Source organism: Aequorivita sp. 609 (assembly GCF_014212065.1).
GTDB lineage: Bacteria > Bacteroidota > Bacteroidia > Flavobacteriales > Flavobacteriaceae > Aequorivita > Aequorivita sinensis.
The window spans coordinates 80,862-105,879 of record NZ_JACJVM010000033.1; the positions used below are offsets into that span (position 1 = coordinate 80,862).

24 protein-coding genes, 1 tRNA gene and 1 pseudogene are annotated in these 25,018 nt (G+C 35.8%); 13 read left to right on the forward strand and 13 right to left on the reverse strand.

From position 1 onward, the window contains the following. Positions 1 to 176: 176 nt before the first annotated feature. Positions 177 to 1,061 carry a hypothetical protein gene (locus tag H4O20_RS09315; protein ID WP_139853851.1) on the forward strand — a complete coding sequence of 295 codons (885 nt, stop codon included), beginning with the start codon at positions 177 to 179 and terminating at the stop codon, positions 1,059 to 1,061. On the opposite strand, the gene H4O20_RS09320 is transcribed toward H4O20_RS09315, so the two are convergent. The 6 genes from H4O20_RS09320 to gldJ all read right to left on the reverse strand — a co-directional run bounded on the left by H4O20_RS09320 (position 1,062) and on the right by gldJ (position 7,310). After that, positions 1,062 to 1,541: a hypothetical protein gene (locus H4O20_RS09320; RefSeq protein ID WP_139853852.1), complete on the reverse strand. Its 480-nt coding sequence runs from the start codon at positions 1,539 to 1,541 to the stop codon at positions 1,062 to 1,064. A gap of 340 nt (positions 1,542 to 1,881) precedes the next feature. Further along, complete coding sequence (locus H4O20_RS09325) at positions 1,882 to 3,021, reverse strand: hypothetical protein (RefSeq protein WP_185099077.1); 1,140 nt, start codon at positions 3,019 to 3,021, stop codon at positions 1,882 to 1,884. 62 nt (positions 3,022 to 3,083) lie between these two features. After that, entirely contained in the window at positions 3,084 to 4,499 is a 1,416-nt protein-coding gene (locus tag H4O20_RS09330; protein WP_185099078.1) for a M56 family metallopeptidase, read from the reverse strand. Further along, the gene (locus H4O20_RS09335) at positions 4,496 to 4,864 is read right to left on the reverse strand and encodes a BlaI/MecI/CopY family transcriptional regulator (RefSeq protein WP_139853855.1); all 369 of its coding nucleotides are present in this window, start codon (positions 4,862 to 4,864) and stop codon (positions 4,496 to 4,498) included. Before H4O20_RS09335 ends, H4O20_RS09330 begins: the two co-directional genes overlap by 4 nt. 138 nt (positions 4,865 to 5,002) lie before the next feature. Continuing rightward, positions 5,003 to 5,557: a nitroreductase gene (locus tag H4O20_RS09340; protein ID WP_139853856.1), complete on the reverse strand. Its 555-nt coding sequence runs from the start codon at positions 5,555 to 5,557 to the stop codon at positions 5,003 to 5,005. 73 nt (positions 5,558 to 5,630) lie between these two features. Further along, positions 5,631 to 7,310 (reverse strand): gliding motility lipoprotein GldJ, encoded by a 1,680-nt coding sequence (gene gldJ / locus H4O20_RS09345; protein WP_139853857.1) that lies wholly within the window; start codon positions 7,308 to 7,310, stop codon positions 5,631 to 5,633. 245 nt (positions 7,311 to 7,555) lie between these two features. Here gldJ and H4O20_RS09350 point away from each other — a divergent pair, with 245 nt between their 5' ends. The 4 genes from H4O20_RS09350 to H4O20_RS09365 all read left to right on the forward strand — a co-directional run bounded on the left by H4O20_RS09350 (position 7,556) and on the right by H4O20_RS09365 (position 10,452). Continuing rightward, on the forward strand, positions 7,556 to 8,695 hold the full coding sequence (locus H4O20_RS09350) for an Mrp/NBP35 family ATP-binding protein (protein WP_185099079.1): 1,140 nt from the start codon (positions 7,556 to 7,558) through the stop codon (positions 8,693 to 8,695). 1 nt (position 8,696) lies between these two features. Next, positions 8,697 to 8,936, forward strand: coding sequence for a NifU family protein (locus H4O20_RS09355; protein WP_139853859.1), 240 nt, complete (start codon positions 8,697 to 8,699; stop codon positions 8,934 to 8,936). 72 nt (positions 8,937 to 9,008) lie between these two features. Beyond that, positions 9,009 to 10,061, forward strand: a complete 1,053-nt coding sequence (locus H4O20_RS09360) for an NAD(P)/FAD-dependent oxidoreductase (protein WP_185099080.1) — start codon at positions 9,009 to 9,011, stop codon at positions 10,059 to 10,061. A gap of 61 nt (positions 10,062 to 10,122) precedes the next feature. After that, complete coding sequence (locus tag H4O20_RS09365; protein WP_139853861.1) at positions 10,123 to 10,452, forward strand: 2Fe-2S iron-sulfur cluster-binding protein; 330 nt, start codon at positions 10,123 to 10,125, stop codon at positions 10,450 to 10,452. Between the two features lie 4 nt (positions 10,453 to 10,456). Here H4O20_RS09365 and H4O20_RS09370 read toward each other — a convergent pair whose 3' ends face one another. The 6 genes from H4O20_RS09370 to H4O20_RS09395 form a co-directional block, all read right to left on the reverse strand. Next, positions 10,457 to 11,353 (reverse strand): metallophosphoesterase, encoded by an 897-nt coding sequence (locus tag H4O20_RS09370; RefSeq protein ID WP_185099081.1) that lies wholly within the window; start codon positions 11,351 to 11,353, stop codon positions 10,457 to 10,459. Positions 11,354 to 11,450: 97 nt separating this feature from the next. Beyond that, positions 11,451 to 12,125 carry a hypothetical protein gene (locus tag H4O20_RS09375; protein ID WP_139853863.1) on the reverse strand — a complete coding sequence of 225 codons (675 nt, stop codon included), beginning with the start codon at positions 12,123 to 12,125 and terminating at the stop codon, positions 11,451 to 11,453. After that, positions 12,126 to 13,304 carry an acyl-CoA dehydrogenase family protein gene (locus H4O20_RS09380; protein ID WP_139853864.1) on the reverse strand — a complete coding sequence of 393 codons (1,179 nt, stop codon included), beginning with the start codon at positions 13,302 to 13,304 and terminating at the stop codon, positions 12,126 to 12,128. A gap of 51 nt (positions 13,305 to 13,355) precedes the next feature. Beyond that, positions 13,356 to 14,069 carry a tRNA1(Val) (adenine(37)-N6)-methyltransferase gene (locus tag H4O20_RS09385; RefSeq protein ID WP_185099082.1) on the reverse strand — a complete coding sequence of 238 codons (714 nt, stop codon included), beginning with the start codon at positions 14,067 to 14,069 and terminating at the stop codon, positions 13,356 to 13,358. A 32-nt stretch (positions 14,070 to 14,101) separates the two neighbouring features. Beyond that, complete coding sequence (gene rimM, locus H4O20_RS09390; protein ID WP_165149007.1) at positions 14,102 to 14,626, reverse strand: ribosome maturation factor RimM; 525 nt, start codon at positions 14,624 to 14,626, stop codon at positions 14,102 to 14,104. Positions 14,627 to 14,637: 11 nt separating this feature from the next. Further along, on the reverse strand, positions 14,638 to 15,165 hold the full coding sequence (locus H4O20_RS09395) for a 30S ribosomal protein S16 (protein WP_185099083.1): 528 nt from the start codon (positions 15,163 to 15,165) through the stop codon (positions 14,638 to 14,640). A gap of 137 nt (positions 15,166 to 15,302) precedes the next feature. Between H4O20_RS09395 and H4O20_RS09400 the strand changes: the two genes are divergently transcribed. The 8 genes from H4O20_RS09400 to H4O20_RS09435 all read left to right on the forward strand — a co-directional run bounded on the left by H4O20_RS09400 (position 15,303) and on the right by H4O20_RS09435 (position 24,476). After that, positions 15,303 to 16,100 (forward strand): DUF6252 family protein, encoded by a 798-nt coding sequence (locus tag H4O20_RS09400; RefSeq protein ID WP_185099084.1) that lies wholly within the window; start codon positions 15,303 to 15,305, stop codon positions 16,098 to 16,100. A gap of 174 nt (positions 16,101 to 16,274) precedes the next feature. Then, positions 16,275 to 16,724: a PA2169 family four-helix-bundle protein gene (locus H4O20_RS09405; RefSeq protein ID WP_139854404.1), complete on the forward strand. Its 450-nt coding sequence runs from the start codon at positions 16,275 to 16,277 to the stop codon at positions 16,722 to 16,724. Positions 16,725 to 16,924: 200 nt separating this feature from the next. Further along, on the forward strand, positions 16,925 to 21,334 hold the full coding sequence (gene dnaE / locus H4O20_RS09410; RefSeq protein ID WP_185099085.1) for a DNA polymerase III subunit alpha: 4,410 nt from the start codon (positions 16,925 to 16,927) through the stop codon (positions 21,332 to 21,334). A 150-nt stretch (positions 21,335 to 21,484) separates the two neighbouring features. Further along, entirely contained in the window at positions 21,485 to 21,802 is a 318-nt protein-coding gene (gene trxA, locus H4O20_RS09415) for a thioredoxin (protein ID WP_068761863.1), read from the forward strand. Between the two features lie 157 nt (positions 21,803 to 21,959). Continuing rightward, positions 21,960 to 22,505 carry a ClpP family protease gene (locus tag H4O20_RS09420; RefSeq protein WP_139853870.1) on the forward strand — a complete coding sequence of 182 codons (546 nt, stop codon included), beginning with the start codon at positions 21,960 to 21,962 and terminating at the stop codon, positions 22,503 to 22,505. A gap of 70 nt (positions 22,506 to 22,575) precedes the next feature. After that, positions 22,576 to 23,031, forward strand: coding sequence for a copper resistance protein NlpE (locus H4O20_RS09425; protein WP_185099086.1), 456 nt, complete (start codon positions 22,576 to 22,578; stop codon positions 23,029 to 23,031). Positions 23,032 to 23,214: 183 nt separating this feature from the next. Next, positions 23,215 to 24,144, forward strand: coding sequence for a DUF58 domain-containing protein (locus H4O20_RS09430; RefSeq protein ID WP_185099087.1), 930 nt, complete (start codon positions 23,215 to 23,217; stop codon positions 24,142 to 24,144). A gap of 258 nt (positions 24,145 to 24,402) precedes the next feature. Next, positions 24,403 to 24,476: transfer RNA gene (locus tag H4O20_RS09435), tRNA-Asp, on the forward strand. Positions 24,477 to 24,664: 188 nt separating this feature from the next. Here the strand turns inward: H4O20_RS09435 and H4O20_RS09440 are convergent. After that, positions 24,665 to 24,835: pseudogene (locus tag H4O20_RS09440) on the reverse strand (MGMT family protein); the annotation flags it as partial. Between the last annotated feature and the right edge of the window lie 183 nt (positions 24,836 to 25,018).

The following is a 25,018-nucleotide window of genomic DNA, read 5'->3' on the forward strand; positions in this document are numbered from 1 at the left end:
TACTCTAGACTGCGCTCGATTAGGACACAGAAGAAGGTCTTTGATTTGGATAATTAAGCAGGAAGTATTGACAAAACAACAGCGGTTCACCTAAAACCTATAATAATTAAAAAATTTAAGACAAAATTTAAATTATCAATATATTCTATACCTTAGCATTATTAAAACTTTCAGGTATGAAATCGTTTGCTACAATTTTCATTTTATTTTTTCTCATTTCTACACCATCACTAATCGCCCAACAAAATTATAATGTTGACGGCCAAACCTACACTTTAAAAACTGAGGTTGAAGGTCCCTTGACTTTACTTTGGAACACTTTAGATGGAAATTACAGGTATTTTTTAAAGCAAAATGTAGAAGTGGTTGAACTGAAAAACACTAAAGAAGATGGTAATTATCAAGAAGAATACAAAGTTGTTTTAGCAGAAAAAACTAAAGGAAGTGGAATAGATACCGAAAGTTTAAAGTTTAACTTATCAAGCCTCCACAACTATTTTGTGGAATACAATCAAAAAATTGATCCAAATTTTACAGATGAAAAGACAAATACCAATATACAGTTAAGACTTGGAGGTTTTGCCGGAGTTTCAAACAGTGTTTTTACAAATAACATAAACGACGCCCTTCATCCTGTGGTAGGTGTTGATTTTGAAATATTTGAAGAAGTGAAATTAAAAAGACACGCATTAGTCTTCCGATTCAAGCAAACTTTTGAAAGTAGCGATCACAAATACTCAGCTTCTCAACTTTCATTAAATTACCGATTTAAGTTTGTAAAAACTTCAAAGTTTGACGCCTTTGTGAATTGTAAACTAGCTTCATTTACTTATTCTACCAAAGAAATAACTTATGTAATAGAAACTAATCCACCGATGATTATAAACGAAACAAATTCTGGAAGCGATTTTAACGCTCCTATTACCTTTGGCATTGGTGCAGACTACAAAGTTGGGAAGAACTATATTACATTTAACTACAACGATATAGTAGGACTAAACGTAGAAAATAACGGAAACTTTCCAATAGACTTTACTGTTGGGTATAAGTTTAGTTTGTAATTAATTAGTTTTAATAATTACAGGTAAGGTAAATTGAGTTCTTACAGGAATACCTCTTTTAAATGCAGGGGCAACGGGACGTAGTGAATCGACACTTTCTAATATCCAAGTTTCTAATTTTGGAAATTCGCGTTGAAGTAAAGAGTCCATTTTAATATTTACAATAGTAAGTTCTCCAGCACTACTCACTTGGAAATTAACACGTACCGTATCATAAATATCCCGAGAAGCAATAATTCCTTCGTGGTTTATAGACTTATATAATTGTGAGCTTATAGTGTTTATAAAACAATCTTTTTGCTCCGGCTTCTCCAACTCATTTTCACAGTTAGAGAAAGAAGGATATCGATCTACATCTTTCCAATCTATTGTTTTAATTTCTTCTTTAAATATAGATTCTGAAGAAACCTTTTCAGTCTCAAAAAACTGGCATGAGGCAACCGTTAGAAGAAGAAAAATTAAAAGAAAGCTGTGTTTCATTTGTCTTTACTATTTCTTTTTAAAAGGACAAATGGAACATCCAAATAGACATATTGCTATATTTTATAAATAAATAATGGATGTTCCATTTCAAAGAAAATTCAACTTGAAAAGTACAAATTTACTGAAACATAAAGGATTAATTTTTAAAGTAGTTATGGAATGTCTATAAATTAACTTCGCGCTCCTATCAATAGGTATAAAATTGGTAAAAAAAACTGACAGGTCATCGAGACCTGTCAGGTTTATTATGATTGTAAAATTTATTCTAAACTTCAATAACTATAGTAAGAAGGATTGTTGCCTTATGCTAGCCTACTTGCATCTAGTGTTGAGAAGTTCAGTCTGTTTTAAAATGAATTTCCTTTTTCAAGTCACTTACTCTCTGTTTTCCTAGATTACGCATTATACCTTTCTCGCCAAATTGATTTAGGTAATTTTCATAATACTTTAAAACCGTCTTTTTGTCCTTAAAATAATTATCTGCAGCTACAGCTAAATTATATAAAGCCATTTCATTATTCGGATTATTTGCCAACGCTTTTTTAAGTGCCGCCATCTCGTTTTTGTAATCCCCTTCTCGTTTATAAATAGTCGCCAATTCCAAATATTTATTAGATAAAGGTGTTTCCAACAAACCAATAGCAATATTTAAATGTTTCTTTGCTTTTTCTATTTCTTTCATTGCTCTATACAGAATCGCAACTTCGTGATGCCATTTTGGGTTTTGGTCGTCATATTTCTCAAATAAAACACCATATTGTTCTAAAGCCTTTTCAAACTGCATTGTTTTAGTATAAGCCTCGGCTAGATTTTCATGTAAAGAAATATAACTATCTCCATTCGAAGTCAAAATTGAATAGGTGTCAATTGCTTTGTGGTACTCTTTGGTATGAAACTCTTTTAAGGCTCGTAACGTAAGAAACCTAGAACTGTTTTGATCTACTAACAATCCATTCTCAATAAAAGGAACTGCCGCTTCGAACTTTCTATTCTCAACATAATTCCTCGCAATTTTATAACTGGCGTTGACATTACCTTCATCCATGGAATAAGCTTGCAGAAATAAATCAATTGCTGTCGAATCCTTTTGAAACTCTTTCACGAGACCTCTTTCATATATAAAATTTGGGTTGTTTGGAAAACGAGAATTTAAGTTTTGAAGGATACTATCGGCTAGTTTAAAATTTGAAATCTTTACTAACATTTTAGCATATTCAAATTCGGTTATGAGGTTGGAGTTGTTTTTCGTAATTGCCTTTTTATAATAGCGTTCTGCACTGCTATAGCTTCCTATCTTTTCATAGCAATTAGCGACTTCCGAAAATCGATTTGCTTTGAGAAAGTATGGAATTGCCTTATTGTATTCTCCAATTGTAAAAAGACTGTCTCCTTTTTTTGAAACTGTTAAAGTCGAAACAGATTGCGCTTCGGCTTTAAAAAATAGTACTATAAAAATGAGAATTAGGCTGTTTTCCATTTGGCTGAATTTTAAAAAGGCCCCAAAGGTTTTTGAAACCTTTGGGGCCTAGGTATTGCTTTTTATTCCACAACATCAAAAACAATAGGCAAGGAATACAAAACGCCAACTTTTTCACCTTTCTGCTCGCCAGGCTTCATTTGTGGCAGTAAATTTACTACACGCATAGCTTCCGCCTCTAATTCTGGATGTTTTGCTCGAGCGCGAACATCAGTTACATTTCCAGTTTTATCAATTTTAAATTGAACAGCAATCCGTTGTCTTCCTGAAATATTCAAATCATTGGCAATACTCGTATTGAAATTCGAATTTATCGATTCTGCTATTTTGGTGGACATACATTTCCTCATGGTTTCATTATCACCAGAACAACCCGGATAGGCCGGCACTTGGTCGATAACGGAATAAGGGACATCTGTACCATTCTCGCCCTTCGTATCGTCTAAATATTCTCTCACCGAAGTATAAACCTTATCACCTGGCTGCGCTTCCGTTGTTAGGAGTTTTAGAGCTTTTTCTTCTTCGGCAGTCATATCACCTTTTTTCATAATGGCCTCGGCAAGTTCATTAATTTTGGTCATAACTTCAGAATCAGATTGAGAAGTAGATTGTATCTCTTCTGGCTTAGGTTCATTGCTACATGATGTGTAAAACAACATGCTAAAGATTATGGGCAACAGCAGTAAATACTTTACCTGCGCTCCTTTTTGTGATTTTGATTTTTGCAACATAATGATTCGTTTTTTGATTAATGACTGCTTGAAAAATGTATTGACAAATGAAATTTGCTCGGTTTGAAATACTTCGGAAAGAAGGTTTTGATAGTATTGTTTTTTGTCTTTATTACGCGTTATTTCAGAATCGGCTATGTACTCGTGAAGCGTGGCGATTCTATTTTGGAACATATAAACCAGTGGATTAAACCAAAAAACGATGCGAAGTAGTTCAAAATACAGCAAATCATAAGAATGTTTTTGCTGAATGTGAACTTTTTCATGTGCAATGATGCTAGCTTTGTTTTCTTCGGAAACAGTTTCTCCTAGATAAATTGTGCTGAAAAATGAAAAAGTAAGATCGGTTTTGGGAAGAAGTATCAATCTCGTTCCTTTAAAGTTCTTCTTTTTTCCTGAAACGCGCAACTTAGCTATTTTTAAAAGATTAAAGCTGAAAATAAAGGAGGTGAATAAAACGCCTATAAAATAAAGGCTACTTAATGTTGACATCCAAAATGTTGCGTTACTCCCAGCTTCCGAAGCAGTGTTTCCAAGAATTACGGCAGGTAATTGAACAACGTACTCCTGAGGAATATTCTCCTGAAGAAAATCCAAACTCACAAAGGGTAAAATAATACTCAAGGTTGGGGTGAGTAATAGATACGCTCTATTCAAATTAAAAAAAGTTTCCTTTTTTAGAAAGAGATCATAAACTGCGAGGAAAAGCAGTTGAAAAACGAGTATTTGTAGAATTGTATGTATCATTTTTCGGGTTTTTCTGAATTTATTTCCTTCATAATAGCTTCCATTTCCTGAATACTGACATCATTTTTCTTCATAAAAAAAGAGACCATGCTTTTAAAAGAGCCTTGAAAATAACCGTCCATCAACTTTTTCAAAGACTGATTGCTGTATTCCGATTTTTTAACTTTTGGAAAGTAAATATGTCCTCGTCCTTCCTTTCGGTAATCGACAAAATCCTTACTCTCCAATATTCTAACAATGGTAGAAACAGTATTATATGCAGGTTTAGGTTCTGGAAGTTCATCGATAATTGATGCAACATTTGCCTCTTTTAAATCCCACAAAATTTGCATTATATCTTCTTCTGCTTTTGTTAACTGTTTCATTAGTAAAGAATATGAGGTTTTTATTATCAATCAAATATAACTAAAAGATTAGTTTAAACTAAGTTTTTAGTTGTTAAAATTTAAAAATAAAAAAACCTGACAGGTTTTCGAGACGTGTCAGGTTTGCTAATTAGGTTATTACAACCAAGTAGTTTTTTCTTCGATAGTAGTTTTCCTAGTTCCTTCTGGCAGTTCATCGTCGAATTTTCCTAAATAGAACAAGCCTAGGCAACGTTCTCCCTCTTCCATAGCTACATGTTGATCCATACTATTTATCACACCTGGAGAAGACCAATACGCTCCTATTTTCATGCTATGAGCAGTAAGCCACATATTTTGAACTGCCATAGCAGTTGCAGCAATTTCTTCCCATTCAGGAATACTCTCTTTTTCGTCACGCTGCATGCAAATAGCGATAACGCAACCTGCTTTCACTGGGTTGTTTAAAAACTTATTATAAGTGAATTCTGAATATTTGGCTGCGGTTTCCTTGTAATATTCTGCCATAAATTTTCCGAGAGTAGCTTGAGATTCTCCGTGAAAAACTTTAAATCGCCATGGTTCAGTTCGTCTATGCGTAGGGGCCCAATTGGCAGCTTCCAAAATTGAAAGAATTTCCTCTTTTGTTATAGGTTGGGAATTGTACTGTGCAGGAAAAACTGCACGCCGATTTTTAATTATTTCTGATATCATTTATTATTTTTTGTGAAGGAAGATAACTAATGCCAAGTTGATAAAAAAATTTAGAATTTAATAAATTCAGTTTCTAATTTTTGCGCTTTTTCTTACCCTGCATTTTGGATCCTACTTTAGACATTGCACATCTAAACCCAATATCATCTCTAGACATATATTCTGGTAAGTATCTACGTTGAGCTGGGTCTAACCAATATTCTCGATCTCTCCATGAACCACCCTTGTAAACACGAGTTTGATTATCTATCAAAGTTCTCCTGTTGTTGTCTTTATCATATTCTGTATACACAGTTCCAATACTATCAATTAGAATATGGTGTCTTGGGGAATTATACATTGGACGTTGTGAGGATTCATCCTGAATTCTCTTAATTCTAGACAAAGAGTCACCATCTTTAAAATCTCGGTAATCACTCTGTGAAAAATTAAGGCGAAGATGAGTTTCCTCAATTCCAACAGGAACTTGAACTAATTCGCCTGGAAAATGCTTTGGAACCAAATTCCCATTAGGAAGCGTATCATATACAATAGAGTCTAATGGAATAACATTGTAAGTCCCATCGGCATTTCTAGATGGTTTTGTAAAAACATTCCCTCTGTAGTAATTAAAATCATTGTAATCTTTTTCAATAATTGGCCTATAAACATCAGCAACCCACTCCGAAACATTTCCAGCCATATCGTATAGTCCAAAATCATTGGCTGGGTAACTTTTTACGGGAGCAGTAATATCTGCATTATCATCACTCCAACCTGCAATTCCGCCATAATCACCTTGTCCTTGTTTAAAATTTGCCAGTTGATCTGCTTTATTCTTTCGTTTCCCTGAACGGGTATAACTACCATTCCAAGGATATTTTTTTCTACCTTTAAATGAATTGTATTCTCGAATGCCAACTAAACCTAAAGCTGCGTATTCCCATTCAGCTTCTGTAGGAAGTCTGTACGTTGGAAGCAATAAACCATCTTTGCGTTGTACAAATAACTGAGTACGCTCTGCACCCACTAAGGTACTATCATTACGAAGCTCTAATAATGCTTTAGATTTTTTACCTCCGTGAAGAATAGAGTCATTTCCACCATAGGTTAAGGTAGGCGCTGCAAAATAAGTTTCCGTATCAAAAGTTTCATCTCCCTTTATATGCAAACGCGCATCTTTAGGTATCATTCCAGCTTCTTCGAGTAATAGTTCATTAACTCTATTGGTTCGCCATTTACAGAAATTAACTGCTTGCAACCAATTCACCCCCACTACTGGATATTCAGAATAAGCTGGATGACGCAGATAGTTGTAAACCATATCTTCATTAAAACCAAGTGGATTTCGCCATACCATAGTATCGGGAACAGCGCTAGGGTAGATATTTTTATAAAGTTCGATACTCGGAGGGAAAACACGCTTTGTCCAATCCAAATATTCTAAATACATTAAGTTGGTAACTTCGGTTTCGTCCATGTAGAAAGACATCACGTGATGTTGAGTGGGTGTATTATTCCAATCGCCCATTGGATCGTCTTGTACTCGCCCCATTGTAAAAGTACCTCCTTCAATAAAAACTAGGCCTGGACCTGTTTCTTGCACATTTATTTTTCCCTTATAATTCTTAGAAAAGACTCCTTTTCCACCTATCATTTTCCAACCTGTGGCACGCGATCTATTTTTATAATCAGTATCAGTTGAACAGGAAACCAGTAAAGCCAAAAGAAAAACAAGTAACAATCGATACATTAGAATATTTGTTTTGTTAATGTGTGTAAGTGAATTTCTATAATCTTGGGGAACTACAATTTACATATTCGGCTTTAATTTGACAAGTTATATAAAGGGGTAATAAAAAAACTATTGACTTCAAATATCTCTATAATTCAAAATAAATTTTTCACTTGAAACCGTAGAAAGTCAATAAACCGAAAATGAAAGAGTATCTCTTTAAAATACAAATCATAAAGAGTATATTTGCACTTTAGAATGAATCTAAATATCTCCAAATAATTATGAGCATTTCAAAACAAAACATCCTTAAAGCTTTAGAGACAATAACAGTTTCTGGCGAAGGAAAAAATATGGTGGATAGCGGAGCTGTTCAGAATGTAGTAACGTTTGCCGACGAAGTTGTAGTAGATTTAAAACTAACTACGCCGGCTTTACATATAAAGAAACGTGCAGAAGCAGATGTAATTAAAACCATTCACGAAAAAGTGGATGCTAATGCTAAAGTACAAGTTAACATAAAGGTTGAAGCACCTCAGAAACCTCAAAACCCTAATCTTATTAAGGGGAAACCTATTAAGGGAATCCAAAATATTGTTGCTGTAGCCTCCGGAAAAGGAGGAGTAGGTAAATCTACTGTAACTGCAAATCTAGCTGTTACTCTTTCAAAAATGGGATTCAAAGTAGGTATTCTAGATGCTGATATTTACGGGCCTTCTATTCCAATTATGTTTGACGTGGCAATGGAAAAACCACTATCTGTAAATGTTGAGGGTAAAAGTAAAATGAAGCCCGTTGAAAATTACGGAATAAAAATTCTTTCTATTGGCTTTTTCACGCAACCAGATCAAGCAGTAATTTGGCGTGGACCAATGGCTGCCAAAGCATTAAATCAGCTTATTTTTGATGCCGATTGGGGTGAATTAGACTTTATGTTATTAGACCTACCTCCAGGAACTGGTGATATTCATTTAAGTATTATGCAATCGCTACCTATCACAGGTGCTGTTGTGGTAAGTACACCTCAAAACGTAGCATTAGCAGATGCTCGTAAAGGTGTTGCCATGTTTAGACAAGAAAATATCGACGTACCAGTATTGGGTATAGTTGAAAACATGGCATATTTTACACCAGCCGAACTTCCAAACAATAAATACTATATATTTGGAAAAGAAGGTGCTAAACATCTTGCTGAAGATTTAAATGTTCCTTTCTTAGGTGAAGTTCCATTGGTTCAAAGTATTCGTGAAGCAGGAGATGTTGGAAGACCAGCAGCACTACAATCGGCTACACCAATAGAAGAAGCATTTGAAGCAATAACTCGTAATGTAGTAGAGGAAACAGTTCGCAGAAACGAAAACCTTCCTCCTACTGAAGCTATAAAGATTACAACAATGGCAGGTTGCAGCGCCGTAAAAAAATAATATGACAACGCAAGAATTAACTACAAAAGTACAAGAGGCATTGGACGAGATTCGACCATTTTTGCAAAACGACGGTGGTGATATATCACTGATTTCGATTGAAGATGATAAGGTGGTAAAAGTCCAATTACTGGGTGCTTGCGTAGGGTGTTCGGTTAACCAAATGACCTTAAAAAGTGGCGTAGAAATGACAATCAAAAAATATGCGCCTCAAATTGAGAAAGTCATAAACATATCTTAAGATTGACAATAGTCATTTATTAAACATTTTTTCCGAACTAATTTTGAAACAAAATTTAAGAGCACCTCTTTCATGATAAAAACTGATATTCTTATAATTGGCGCAGGACCTACTGGCCTTTTTACCGTATTTGAAGCAGGATTACTTAAACTGAAATGTCACCTTATAGATGCACTTCCACAACCAGGTGGGCAGTGTGCTGAGATATATCCTAAAAAACCTATCTACGACATTCCTGGATTTCCAGAAGTCTTAGCAGGAGATTTAGTGGATAATCTAATGAAACAAATTGAACCTTTTCAACCCGGCTTTACTCTTGGAGAAAGAGCTGATAAACTTGAAAAGTTAGACGATGGCACTTTTATAGTTACTACTAATAAAGGCACAAAACACCACGCTCCTATAGTTGCAATTGCAGGAGGGTTAGGAAGTTTTGAGCCACGAAAACCGGCTATTTCTAATCTTGCAGATTTCGAAGATAAAGGTGTAGAGTACATCATTCGTAACCCTGAATTATACCGCGATAAAAATGTGGTTATTTCAGGAGGAGGTGACTCTGCTTTAGATTGGAGTATTTTCCTAACAAATGTTGCAAAAAGCGTAACCTTAATTCATAGAAGAAATGAATTCAGAGGAGCTTTAGACAGTGTTGAGAAAGTTCAAGAACTAAAAAACATCGGAAAAATAGAATTAATCACCCCAGCTGAAGTAGTAGGCTTAGTTGGAAATGACAAACTTGAAGAAGTTGTAATTAAACGCGGTGATGAGGTTTTCAACAGAGAATGCGACCATTTTATTCCTCTTTTCGGATTAGCACCTAAATTAGGACCGCTTTCAGATTGGGGACTCGAAATTGAAAAGAACGCAATTAAAGTTGATAATTCTTTAGACTATCAAACCAATATCCCTGGCGTTTACGCTATTGGCGATATCAATACTTACCCTGGAAAACTGAAATTAATACTTTGTGGTTTTCACGAAGCAACACTAATGTGTCAAAGTGCTTACCAAAGAATTTTTCCAGATAAGCGCTATGTAATGAAGTACACTACAGTTGGTGGAGTACAAGGTTTTGATGGCAGTAAGAAAGAAGCTCCAAAAGCCGTAATTAAAGCATTCGACTAATCTTCAAAATTTTTATCTGTGCAGTTTTATTATTCTAAGCAGATAAGTCTGATTTATCTTTATGAAAGACATTAAAATTAAAATAACAGACCGCGAAGGAACAACTCACGTAGTTGATGCTCCTACCGATATGAATATGAATGTTATGGAAGTAGTTCGTTCGTACGAGCTAGCTCCTGAAGGGACAATTGGTGTTTGTGGAGGAATGGCAATGTGTGCGTCTTGCCAGTGCTACGTAATGAGCGATCACGAACTACCAGAAATGAGTTATGATGAAGACCTTATGCTTGCAGAGGCCTTTAACGTGAAAGATAATAGCCGTCTTGGATGTCAGATATTTATCAATGAAGAGCTCGACGGTTTAGAAATAGAATTAGCTCCTGAGGCTTAACCAGCTATTCTGTTTTATAGTCAATAAGTTTTTGAGGTCCTTCTAGCAGTAACTTCTTAACTTTTAAGGTGCCATCGGCTGTGGTTGAAATTTGCCATTTGATAAGTGAAATTTCGCCATTTTCTATCTCTAAGCCTGTTATACTTCGAGGATGAACACAACTTCCATCGTTAAATAGTGCTATATCTCCAGGCTCTGGAAAGCGCGGCCTATGGGTATGCCCCATAATTGTAAAGATGTTTTTATTCTCTACGATCCATCGTTTGGTGCGTCTTTCTACTTTAATTAATTCTTTATAGTTTTTTGCAGGACTAGTAGGATCACCTATTCCAAAAACTTGAAGTTGCCGCCATAGCACTCGAACCATAAACCTATTGATTTTCCAACCCACATAGTTCATCCAATCGGTTTGATGCCCGTGAACCATAAAAATCTCTTGTTTGGTAGTTTCGTGTTCTAGAATTAAGCCTTCTGTAAATTTAATACCAGGGAATAATGGAGCGTCTTTTCCCGTAATTTTATCAAAATAGGTAAAGAGGTTTTTCTCTACATAACTTTCATTTTGATAAACCATATCGTGGTTTCCAAACAGCCTATAAAGCCTCCCTTCATTATAGAAAAGCTTCATTAATTCATACACGTTTTGATGTGCTTCGAAAATATCTTTAAAAGAAATATTTTCCCAAAGTTCATCCCCATCACCTAACTCGCAATAAGTAAATCCGTTTTTGTAATAATTTTGAAGTGCGTGAAAGTAGATATTTCGGTTGTTTGCAAACTCATCGGCAAAACTATTATCGCCGCGATGGCAATCACTAAAAATTATAAATTTTGAATCATCATTGAATGTAACCCGTCGGGCGGTGTTATAGGCACGGTACATTCGAGATTTTGACGACATACTGTAAATGTTTTTTTAAAGATACAATTAGTATGTGAAAGGTGTGTAAAATAAAAAAGCTTCCCAAAATTTGGAAAGCTTTTTAATAAATTTACCATTAGTTTAAAATTAAATTTTCCCCATGTATCGGACAATAATTCCATTTACCTGAATAGAGTTTATCGTCATTTGGACATCTTTTCTCTAACAATAAGCTACTTAATGGTAACTCAATTGTTTTGTTAAACTCAGAAAGTGTAATTTCCAAATTTTTACTATCTAAAGGATTTATAGGTAGAACTTCGTTTCCTCGTATACTTTTAAATAGTATAAAATGAATATTACTTCCCATTTGCCCCAACATGTTGGCAATCATTGGTTGCATAATCATTATAAAATTTGAAAAATCTGACGAGATTTCTTCTTCTGAAGCAACCATTAAATTCTCACCTCTATAATGAATAGTCAGATTATCAATAACATCTTCCCTAGAATAGTATGTAACTCCACCAAAATGTCCTATTTCACCCTGTGTAACGGCGAATAGTTCAAAATTTTGAAACATTTTAAGCAACTCCTTATAGTCTTCTTCACTAACCGTTGAATCTTGAGCATATGAAACACCCCAAAACTCTCTAGGAAGCCACCAAACAAACTCCAACATTTTAGGGTTATCACTGAAGTATTGAGTTTCAGTTAAAAAAGCATCTAAACTTACATTTTCAAAGGGTTTCTTTTGAGCAAATGCTTGAATTCCAAAAAAAATTAAAATTCCAAAGGCAATATTTCTCATCTATTTAAAAGCATTTAAGCCTGTAATGTCTAGACCTGTAATCAATAAATGAATATCGTGGGTTCCTTCGTAAGTAATTACACTTTCAAGGTTCATTGAGTGACGCATTATACTGTATTCACCAGTAATACCCATTCCCCCAAGCATCTGTCTAGCTTCGCGAGCGATATTGATAGCCATATCCACATTATTACGCTTTGCCATAGAAATTTGTGCACTTGTTGCTGTTCCAGCATCACGCATTACCCCTACTCTCCAAGCTAATAATTGTGCTTTTGTAATTTCGGTAATCATTTCGGCAAGTTTTTTCTGCTGAAGTTGGAATTGCCCAATTGGCTTCCCAAATTGCATTCTTTCTTTTGAATAACGCAATGCAGTGTCATAACAATCCATTGCAGCTCCAATTGCACCCCAAGCAATACCGTAACGCGCAGAATCAAGACAGCCAAGTGGCGCACCTAATCCTGATTTGTTTGGAAGTAAATTTTCTTTTGGAACTTTTACATTATCAAAAATAAGCTCACCTGTTGCTGAAGCACGAAGCGACCATTTATTGTGTGTTTCTGGAGTAGAAAAACCTTCCATTCCACGCTCAACGATTAAACCGTGAATACGACCTTCTTCGTTTTTAGCCCAAACAACTGCAACCTGAGCAAATGGAGCGTTACTAATCCACATTTTTGCACCATTTAAAAGATAGTGGTCACCCATATCTTTAAAGTTGGTAGTCATTCCACCTGGATTACTTCCGTGATCTGGTTCAGTTAAACCAAAACATCCCATCCACTCACCTGATGCAAGTTTTGGCAAGTATTTTTTACGTTGTTCTTCAGTACCATATTTGTATATTGGATACATAACTAATGAAGATTGTACAGATGCTGTACTACGAACACCACTATCGCCGCGTTCTATTTCTTGCATTATTAATCCATAAGAAATTTGGTCTAGTCCGGCACCACCGTACTCTACGGGTATATAAGGCCCAAAAGCCCCAATTTCGGCAAGTCCACCGATAATTTGTTTAGGAAACTCTGCTTTTTGAGCGTATTCCTCTATAATTGGAGATACATCACGCTTAACCCACTCGCGAGCAGCTTGACGCACTAGTTTATGTTCATCTGAAAGTAATTCGTCTAGATTGTAATAATCTGGAGCTTCGAATAAATCTGGTTTCATGTATTTATAAATTTAAAGGAATACAAATTTAGAAATCAGAACCATATAGACCTACATTTTCAGGTAAAATTCATTAACTAAGCTAATGTATTCTTCAGTATACTTGTGTCGTGAAGTTTCTATGGTAAGATTTTCAATTTTCGGTGTCGATTTTTCAAAAGAAAACTCTATCAAACTCCTTTTTTCTTGAGAAGTTTCATTTCCTTTTACTCGACAAATTCGCTTTGCGAAAAGATTCTCTTGTTCTGCCATCTTTAAAAAACCTTCTTCCTCTTTTCGGGGAATAACAACAGCAAAAATCCCTTCTTCTGAAAGTAATTGTGAAGCACTAAAAATTAAGTCATCAAATGGAAGTGAATCGTTGAATCGTGCAAGGTCACGCGATTCGTCGGATGTTTTATAATCTTCAGAATAAAATGGCGGGTTGGAAATAATAAGATCGTATTTATCTTCTATTTCCTCTATAAACTCTCCTAAGGAAGCGTGGTAGCAGAATAGTCTATCGCCCCAAGGTGAATTTTCAAAATTATCAACGCATTGTTCGTAGGCGTTGTCGTCTACTTCTAGAGCATCAATCATTTCGGCATCAGAACGCTGTGCAAGCTGCAAAGCTATAACTCCTGTACCTGCACCAATATCTAAAATTGAAAATGGATTGTTTTCAATTGAAACCCAAGCTCCAAGCAAAACTCCGTCTGTACCTATTTGCATGGCACATCGATCTTGCTCTATTGTAAATTGTTTGAATTGAAAAGGCTTGTTCATTTAATTCTGAATTTTTAATTCTGAATTCAGAATTATAAATACATTTCAATTAGTCCTTCAGGAACATCTAGCAGGATAGTTTTATTTTCTCGATCTACATTTTTTATAAAATGATCGATCATAGGAATTAATATCTCTGTTCCTTCGCGGTCTATTTCAAATAATGCCTGCGAAGTTGTATCGTTTACTCCAGTAATTTCACCGATTTTCCCAAAAGACTCATCTTCTGCGGTGAAACCGATAATCTCGTGGTAGTAGAATTTATTTCCTGTTAACTCTGGTAAAAATTCCAAAGGCAGGTATAGATGAGCACCAATTAAAGCGTTGGCTTCCTCTTCGTTAGTAACATCTTCAAAACGCACACGCAATAATTCGCTTTTGTGCAGTGAACTTTCTTCAATAAAAAATGGAATCAGGTTTTTGCGTTGTTCCACAAAAACCGATTCCATTTCGGTAAAGAGTTCAGGTTCGTCCGTATCTAATTTTACGAGTAACTCACCTTTAAAGCTGTATTTCTTAACGATTTTGCCCAAGTAGAAGCAATCCTCCTTTTGCATCGTTATAAAAATTAAGCTTCTTTGTTGTCTTCTGTTTCAGTTTCAGCAGTTGCTTCAGCCTCTTCAGTAGCCTCTTCTTCAGGAGCAGCAGCAGCGGCAGCTTCAGCAGCACGCTTATCACTAACAGCCTTTTCAGCAGCAAGTTTTTCAGCTTTCGCTTTTTCTTGAGCTTCAGTAAGAGTTGCTTTTTTCTTGTCGATAGACTCTCTTTTAGATTCCAACCACTCGTTGAATTTAGCTTCAGCTTGCTCTTCAGTTAAAGCACCTTTACGAACACCACCAGCAAGGTGATTTTTCATTAAAGCCCCTTTGTAAGAAAGAATAGCACGAGCCGTATCTGTAGGTTGAGCTCCGTTTTGAAGCCATTTTACAGCTAGGTCCACATTAAGGTCAATCTGTGCTGGGTTGGTTGTTGGATTGTAAGAACCTATTTTTTCTAGGTATTTACCATCTCTTTTGCTACGGCCGTCTGCCGCAATAATCCAGAAATAAGGTTTCCCTTTCTTTCCGCGTCTTTGTAGTCTTATTTTTACTGACATTTTAAAAATTATTTTTTGGGGTTCACGACCCCGGTTATAATTAAGGACGGCAAAGATAATATATTTTCTTTTTGAAATTCAATCAATTAAAGTTTTTCTTTTACATTTGTCTAATTCACTTCATAACAACATCACCAATGAAAAAAATCCTACTTGTCCTACTTTCAGCTTTCTTTATCATTTCTTGTGAAGATACTAAAGTAACAGATTCTGCTTTGCAAGCCAATATTGATAATAATCTTTACATGGCTGCAGATGCTCGCGCTTCAGTAAACGACGATGGCACATTAACCATTTTGGGTTCTTCTCAAAATGAAGGTATGACGATTAAACTATCAAGTTTAGCAGAAAACAGCTATACAATTGGTGAAGGTTCTTCCAACTTTGCTATGTATGAAGGTCCAGGTGGAAGTGTTTACACTACCTTGCCAGATGGTGAGGGAATGATAACTATATCTGAAGTAAATGAAGTAAACAAAACTATTTCGGGTATATTTCACTTTAACGCTATTCTCCCAGGCATAGATACAATTTACGTTTCTAACGGTACATTGTTCGATATACCTTATAACAATAGCACCGAACTTGATCCCGTTAACGCAGGAACTTTTTCCGCTAAGATTAATGATAATGAATTCCTTCCATTTATAGTTTCGGCTAGAAAAACTACTCATAGAATATCAATTTCAGCAAACAACGTGAATTCAAAAATCACTTTAAACTTTAAACCGGACGTATCAACTGGAAATTACGCCTTACCTAATTCCACAGTACAAGCAATTTACACAAATGCTGATGGCTCTAAGACAACAAGAGAAGGTGTAGTAACCTTAAGCGAACATAATACTTCAGAAAAAACCATGAAGGGCACGTTTAGTTTTAACACTGATAACACACTTATTACTGAGGGGAAATTTAACATTACATACAAATAAACCTCTTAAAGACTCTTATTACGTTAAACCTTCTTAAATGATACTAAGCTTAGGTTAAAAATTCTTTTATCACCTTTATTCATGGTATATTGGGGTATATCCCAATGAAGTTGAGCAGTTGTCTTTATTAGGAATTCAGAAATAAAATGACTGTATAATTTAAAATGAATGATGATGAAGTTTACTGAAAAGATGTCGAATAAATTAAATGAATTGTTAGAGAAGAACTATGATGCCGAAAAGGGTTATAAAAAAGCTGCAGAAAAAGTGGACAACACAAAACTGAAGCAATTCTTTAACGAACAAGCTCAAAAACGTTATAATTTTGGTCACGAATTAAAGAGCGAAATTAAAAACTACGGTGAAACTCCTGAAAAAAGTGGAAGTACAACCGGAGCATTACACAGAACTTGGATGGATATTGAAACTGCCTTTTCTTCAAATAACGAGAAAACAATTTTAGGCGAAGTTCAAAAAGGTGAAAAAGCTGCCATTGAAGAGTACAACGAAGTAATTAAAGACACTACGTTACCACCTACAACGCAGAAAATTTTGACCAACCAGCGTGACACCATCGATACTGCATGGCAAAATGCTAAGAATTTTGAATCTATTATTGCTTAATAATATTTTTGAAAAAGAAAGATTGAAACCGTTCGAGGAAATTTCCTCGAACGGTTTTCTTTTGTGAACAATTCGTTAGACTTTTATTTCACAATAGCGGTTGATTTTTCTATTTTTACTTTTTTGAATTCCATCCTTCGACTTCGCAAAAGGCAATACATTCAAAATTTAATTTCGTCAATCTAAAACACTCAATTTCAATGTATTTAATATTCGATACAGAAACCACTGGCTTACCTAAACGCTTTAATGCTCCAATAAGCGACACCGATAATTGGCCACGTTGTATACAGATTGCTTGGCAGCTCCACGATGCCATGGGAAATGTAATTGAGCACCAAGATTTTTTGGTGAAACCTGAGGGTTTCAACATTCCATTCGACGCAGAAAAAATTCACGGAATTTCTACCGAATTAGCGGAAGCCGAAGGTGTAGCTTTAGAGGAAGTAGCTGAGAAATTCAACATTGCACTTTCAAAAACAAAATTTGTCGTTGGTCAGAATGTTGGGTTTGATGTAAATATTATGGGAGCGGAATTCTACCGCTTAGGGATTGACACCCCATTGACCACCCTCCCAGTTTTAGATACTTGTACCGAAACTACAGCTCAACTTTGTCAGATTCCTGGTGGACGTGGTGGAAAGTTTAAACTACCTACATTAACCGAGCTTCACGAGTTTTTATTTAACACACCTTTTTCTGAAGCGCACAACGCAACTGCCGATGTGGAGGCAACAACACGTTGCTTTTTCGAATTGGTGCGTCGACAAGTTTTTACAGCTGAAGAACTTGATGTTCAACCAGATTATTTTGAGAAATTTTCAAAAGAAAACCCTCAAACAATCGAGCTTATAGGATTAAAACATATTAATCTTCAAAAAGCTTCACAAAAAATTCGGGAGCAAATACAAGCTTTATCAGAAACTGAAGAAATTTCTTCAGAAGAAATAAAAGAAAACATTGCCACTTTAGAAGATGTGCCATTTGTGCATCTTCATAACCATTCACAATTTTCAATTCTTCAATCTACTTCTAGCACTCAAGATTTAGTGAATGCCGCAGTAGAAAATAACATGCCTGCAGTAGCCCTTACAGACACGGGGAATATGATGGGAGCGTTTCATTTTGTGCAATCGGTTAACAATTACAACAAAAACCTAACAGAAGAAAATAAACACAAGGCATTAAAAGGAATTGTGGGCTGCGAATTCTTTGTTTGTGAAGACCACTTAAACAAATCGCATAAAGACAATGGCTATCAAATTGTAATGCTTGCAAAAAACAAAACAGGCTATCACAATTTAGCAAAAATGGCTTCTATAGCCTATACTGAAGGATTTTACTACGTACCGAGAATCGACAAGAAAATTATTGAAAAATACAAAGAAGACATTATTGTTTTAACGGGAAGTCTTTACGGTGAAGTCCCTGGCAAGATTTTAAATATTGGAGAAGCTCAAGCTGAAGAAGCACTGCTTTGGTGGAAAGAACAGTTTGGCGACGATCTTTACGTTGAAGTTATGCGTCACGACCAAGAAGATGAAAGACGCGTAAACGATGTTTTGATTGCTATGGCAAGAAGAAACAATGTGAAAATTGTAGCCTGCAACAACACCTATTATATTAAAAAAGAAGACGCCAATGCACACGATATTTTATTGTGTGTAAAAGATGGCGAAAAACAAGCTACTCCAATTGGTAGAGGTCGTGGTTATCGTTACGGTTTACCGAATCAAGAATATTACTTCAAAGATTCTGAAGAAATGAAAGCGCTTTTCAAGGATCTTCCTGAAGCAATTTTAAATATCGAGGAAGTAGTTTCAAAAATTGAACCTTTCTCATTACACCGAGATGTACTTCTTCCTAATTTCGGAATTCCTGATGAATTTTTATCTGCTGAAGATGCTGATGGTGGTAAAAGAGGGGAAAATGCATACCTCCGCCACTTAACCTATTTAGGCGCAAAAAGACGTTATCCAGAATTATCTGAGGTAACGCTAGAGGAACTAACAGACAAGGAACTTCCTGAGGATGCCTCAGACCGAATAAAAGAAATTAGACAACGTTTAGATTTCGAACTTGAAGTTATCGCCAATACAGGCTATCCGGGTTACTTCTTGATTGTTCAAGACTTTATTGCTGAAGCCCGAAAAATGGGGGTTTCGGTTGGTCCAGGCCGTGGTTCGGCTGCAGGTAGTGCAGTTGCCTATTGTTTAGGAATTACAAATATCTGCCCAATAGAATACGATTTACTTTTTGAGCGCTTCTTGAATCCAGATCGTGTAAGTATGCCCGATATCGATATTGACTTTGATGATGAAGGCCGAAGCAAGGTTATGGATTACGTAATTAATAAATACGGAAGTAACCAAGTAGCTCAAATTATCACCTATGGTACAATGGCGGCAAAATCATCCATCCGCGATACCGCGCGAGTGCTTGATTTACCATTAAATGATGCTGATAGGATTTCAAAACTTATCCCTAATATGACTAAGCTGAACAAAATTTTCGGCTTAAGTCCTGCAGAGTTAAAAGCTCGCTTTAGAAGTGACGATCTTCCAAAGGTGAATGAACTTTTAAACCTTTCCGAAGGAAGTGATTTGGAAGCGCAAACAATAAATCAAGCAAAAATTCTTGAAGGATCTGTTAGAAACACCGGAATTCACGCTTGTGGCGTAATTATTACTCCAAGTGATATTACAAACTTCGTCCCCGTTTCCACGGCAAAAGACAGTGATTTATACGTTACCCAATTTGACAACTCCGTAGTAGAAAGCGCTGGATTGTTGAAGATGGACTTCTTAGGATTAAAAACACTTACCCTTATAAAAGACACCGTAAAGATTGTCAAGCATAGGCACAATATAGATTTAGACCCTGATAGTTTTCCTCTCGACGACGAAAAAACCTACGAACTTTTCCAAAGAGGTGAAACCGTAGGGATATTCCAGTATGAATCTGCAGGGATGCAGAAATATATGAAGGAATTAAAGCCTACAGTTTTTGCAGATTTAATTGCAATGAACGCTTTGTATCGTCCAGGACCTATGGACTACATTCCTAGCTTCATTAAAAGAAAACACGGGGAAGAGGAAATTGAATACGATCTACCTGCAATGGAGGAGTATTTAAAGGAAACTTACGGAATTACTGTTTACCAAGAGCAGGTGATGTTGCTGTCCCAAAAACTTGCTGGCTTTACAAAAGGTGAAGCCGACGTTTTACGTAAAGCGATGGGTAAAAAGCAGAAAGCAGTACTAGACAAAATGAAGCCGCAGTTTATTGCACAAGCTTCTGAAAAAGGTCACGATGCAGAGAAACTTGAAAAAATCTGGAAAGACTGGGAGGCCTTTGCGAGTTATGCGTTTAACAAATCGCACTCTACTTGCTATGCTTGGATTGCTTACCAAACGGCATACTTAAAAGCCCACTACCCTGCTGAATATATGGCTGCCGTGCTTTCAAACAATATGAACGACATAAAGCAAGTCACCTTCTTTATGGACGAATGCAAGCGAATGGGCATGAAAGTATTGGGGCCAGATGTAAACGAATCTTTTCACAAATTTACGGTAAACGATCAAGGCGCTATCCGTTTTGGGATGGGTGCCATTAAAGGTGTTGGGGGAAGTGCAGTAGCTACAATTGTAGAAAACAGGAAAGACGGTAAATACAAATCTGTTTTCGACTTGGCGAAGCGCATAGATCTTCGCGCTGCAAATAAAAAAGCTTTTGAAAACTTAGCCCTAGCGGGTGGTTTTGACAGTTTTGATACACATCGAGCTCAATATTTACACGATTCGGGTGACGGAACAATGTTTATTGAGAAAGTATTGCGATATGCCGCTAAATACCAAGAAACACAGAACTCATCGCAAGTAAGCTTGTTTGGAGATGCAAGTGAAGTTCAAATTCCAGAGCCCGAAGTACCACCTTGTGAAGAATGGGGTACTATGAAAAAATTAAAACAAGAACGCGAAGTGGTAGGGGTATACATTTCTGGTCATCCATTAGACGATTTCAAAATAGAAATGAACAGTTTTACCAATTGCAAGGTATCGGATTTCAATAATCTCGACAATTTCTTAAATAAAGAAATGACTTTTGGCGGTGTGGTTAGCGATGTGCAACACAGAGAATCTAAGGCCGGGAAAGGATGGGCTATTTTTACTGTTGAAGATTATGACGACAGTTACGAATTCAAGATTTTTGGAGAAGATTACTTAAAGTGGCGTCACTTTTTGGTTCCCAATAGCTTTATTTATGGACGCGTTTTTGTAAAAGAAGGTTGGACCAACCGCGAAACAGGCAAAAAAGGAGAGCCTCGTCTTCAGTACAATAGTTTTCAACTGTTACACGATATAATGGAAACACAAGGTAAAAAACTAACCCTTACCCTTCCATTAACCGATGTTAAAGATGGCCGCATTGATAAACTTAAAGATTTAGTAAAAACCCATAAGGGCGAGAAGCAGTTGTATTTTGTGGTTTTTGAAAAAGACGAGAAGATTCTTCTTGAAATGCCAAGTAGAACACATAAAATCAACATCTCTAAAGAGTTGTTAGACGAACTTGACAGAGAGCAAGTTCATTATAAGCTCAATTAGAAAAAGAATCTGTTAGGTTTTTCGTAGGCTGACGTCTGAGTACAAAACAACAATAGAAATAAACAATACTTGCATTTCCTAAACATATATTAAGAAGTGTTTTATAGCGAAAAAAATAACTATTTTTGAAATTCATTAAAAATTAAGATTATGGCATTAGAAATAACAGACGCAACATTCGAAGAAACAGTTTTAAAAAGCGATAAGCCTGTATTGGTTGACTTTTGGGCAGCCTGGTGTGGACCTTGCCGAATGGTAGGACCAATCATTGAGGAAATAAGCAAAGAATATGACGGGAAAGCTGTTGTAGGAAAAGTTGACGTAGATGCAAACCAAGAGTTTGCTGCAAAATACGGTGTAAGAAACATCCCAACTGTTTTGGTATTCCAAAATGGTGAAGTAGTAGGACGTCAAGTAGGCGTTGCTCCTAAAAATGTTTATGCAGAAGCGATTGATTCACTTTTGTAATCATTAAGCAAAAAAATAAATCACTAAAAGGCTTGGCATATCGCTAAGCCTTTTTTTATATTAGTAGAATGTCTGGTCGAGCGCAGTCGAGACCTCATTAAAAAATAACAAGTATCAAAAACCTCTCGACTGCGCTCGAGGGGACAGAGCAATAAATATGAAAAAAACAGATAAAGTACAGGATAAAATTGAAAACAAACTATTGGAGGAACGCAAAGTATTCCTTTGGGGAATGGTGGACGACAAAAGTGCCAAACACGTTGTAGATAGGTTATTGTACTTAGACGCCTTAAACCACGACGAAATTAAGTTTTATATCAATAGCCCAGGAGGCTATGTAACTTCAGGTTTTTCTATCTATGATATGCTGAAGGAAATTAAAAGCCCCGTTTCAACAATTTGTACAGGATTAGCAGCTTCAATGGGTAGTATTTTACTATCTGCAGGTGAAAAAGGCAAGCGATTTATTCAGCCACACGCTAGAGTTATGATTCACCAGCCCAGCGGTGGAGCTCGTGGAGTTGCAAGCGATATTGAAATTACTGCTCAAGAAATTTTAAAAACAAAAGAAATAAGCGCTAGAATTCTAGCAGATAATTGCGGACAAGATTTTGAAAAAGTAATGAAAGACTTCAACCGTGATCATTGGATGGACGCTGAAGAATCAGTAGCTTACGGGATAGTAGATGGAATTTTAAAATAATTCTTTAAATACATTTTCGGTATAAAACTTGAAAATAGATTGGAAATATAAATCATATAAAAAAACAAACATGAAAAAGACATTATTCGTTTTTGGTATAGCCATGATAACATTAGTTGGTTGTAAAAATGAAGAGAAAAAACAAGTAATAAATGCAGAAACTATGGATGAAGTAGTTTCGGATGTTGTGGACGAGCACAATTCTCAAAACTCACTAGACTGGTCTGGTGTTTACGAAGGAACGCTTCCATGTGCAGACTGCGAAGGCATTAAAACAGTTATTGAACTAAAAGAAGACAATACCTACACAATCTCTCAAACCTACCTTAAAGGCCCAGAAAACACCGAAGAATTTAAAAATAACGGTACTTTCTCTTGGGATGAAGCAGGATTAAAAGTAATTCTAAAAAATGGTGAAGAAACTTCACAATATAAAGTAGGCGAAAACCAAATTACAATGCTTAACGCTAACGGAGAGATGGCAGAAGGTGAATTAGCTGATTTTTATATTTTGAAGAAAAAATAAAATACAAGCTTTAAAATAAGTCCTTTTTTATAATCTTTATGATACGAGCAAACCTTGTGTCATAAAGATTATTAATTAATAGCTATTACTAAGTAATTACAAAATCACCTATTATTATAAAACTGTTTTTACGCGCAGATTCAGTAAATTAAATACCTATTCAACTTTGCTCTGATTGACAATATGGATATAGAAAAAGAAATAAATGAGATTGTAGGTTTTAAAAACCTCGAGCTACTTGCAAAACAAGTGGTAGAAGGCTTTATTTCTGGACTTCATAAGAGTCCGTTTCACGGATTTTCTGCAGAATTCGCAGAGCATAAAATTTACAATAATGGTGAAAGTACTAAGCATATAGATTGGAAGTTATTTGCCAAAACGGATAAACTCTATACCAAACGCTACGAGGAGGAAACAAATTTGCGATGTCACTTAATTGTAGACAATAGCAGCTCGATGCACTACCCAAAACTCAAGCAGTTTAACATCAACTCATTAAACAAAATTGCATTTTCTGTTTTAGCTTCAGCAGCAATTATGAATTTAATGAAACGCCAACGTGATGCCGTTGGGTTAAGTATTTATAGTGATGAATACGAATTTTACGCATCGGAAAAAGGAAGCGAGCGCCATCATCAAATGTTGCTTCAAAAGCTAAATGAAGCCTTGCTTTCACCTAAAGAGAAAGCACAGACCAAAACCTATGAGCATCTGCATTTAATTGCTGAAAAGCTCAAGAGACGTTCTTTAGTCTTTCTATTTACCGATATGTTTCAAAATGGCACCGAAGAAGAAAAACTATTTGAAGCACTTCAACATTTAAAATACAACAAACACGAAGTAATTTTATTCCATACTTTCGATAAGAAGCGGGAAGTAAATTTCGATTTTTCCAATCGCCCTAAACGTTTTGTAGATGTTGAGACTAGCGAATATGTAAACCTTTACGCCGAAAACATAAAAGAGCAATACGAAGAAGCTGTTCAAAATTATTTTAAAGAACTAGAATTGCGTTGTGCACAATACCGTATAAAGTACGTTTTAGCAGATACCAACGAGAGCTTTAATAAGATTTTGACCACTTATTTGGTAGAACGGCAGAAGTTTGGATAATAAAGTATCGTCTACTATCGGTAGCAGTATGGTTTTTGTGAAATTTATACCGTTTGATACTCACTGAAAACTAGCGAATTGCAATTAAAAGAAATATTTTTTTAATTTTTTTCAAAAAATAGTTTGTGAAAACGAATTGGAGTAGTATATTTGCCACCGCTTAATACAGCAAGGAACAAGTTCCAAAATGTATTGGTAACAATTTTTCACAATGCCTAACTGTTGTTAGGGTCTCCCGAAAGGAAGATTGAAAAAATTGGTCTGGTAGTTCAGTTGGTTAGAATACCTGCCTGTCACGCAGGGGGTCGCGAGTTCGAGTCTCGTCCAGACCGCAACAAGAAGTTGTGTTGAGTCACTTTAAGGTGGCTTGTGGTTTAGAAATAGACCGATGAGAAGCTTTTCCACACGGAGAGGCTTTTTTTGTTTTAGCACAATTTTGATGCGTTTTTAACAAAAAAAAAGGATCAAGAACAATTGTTGTGTTTATGCAAAAACCGTTGTTAATCTATACAAGAAGAAACTACAACTCCTTCCCTGGATCCCAGAAAATTTCATCAAAATCTTGAATTTGATTATCAACCACTACAACGCCTTCACTTTCCAGAAGTTGTTGCATTAAATTAGTACCTTTAAAGTGGTGTTTCCCTGTTAACAGTCCTTTTCTGTTTACAACTCTATGTGCGGGCACTTCAGGGATCAAGAACAATTGTTGTGTTTATGCAAAAATTGTTGTTAATCTATACAGAAAGAATTCGGATCAAGAACAATTGTTGTGTTTATGCAAAAATTGTTGTTAATCTATACAGAAAGAATTCTACGTTTTTCACTCCTCTAAATTGTGCCCTAAATGCTTTTATCTTTGCATTGAATGATT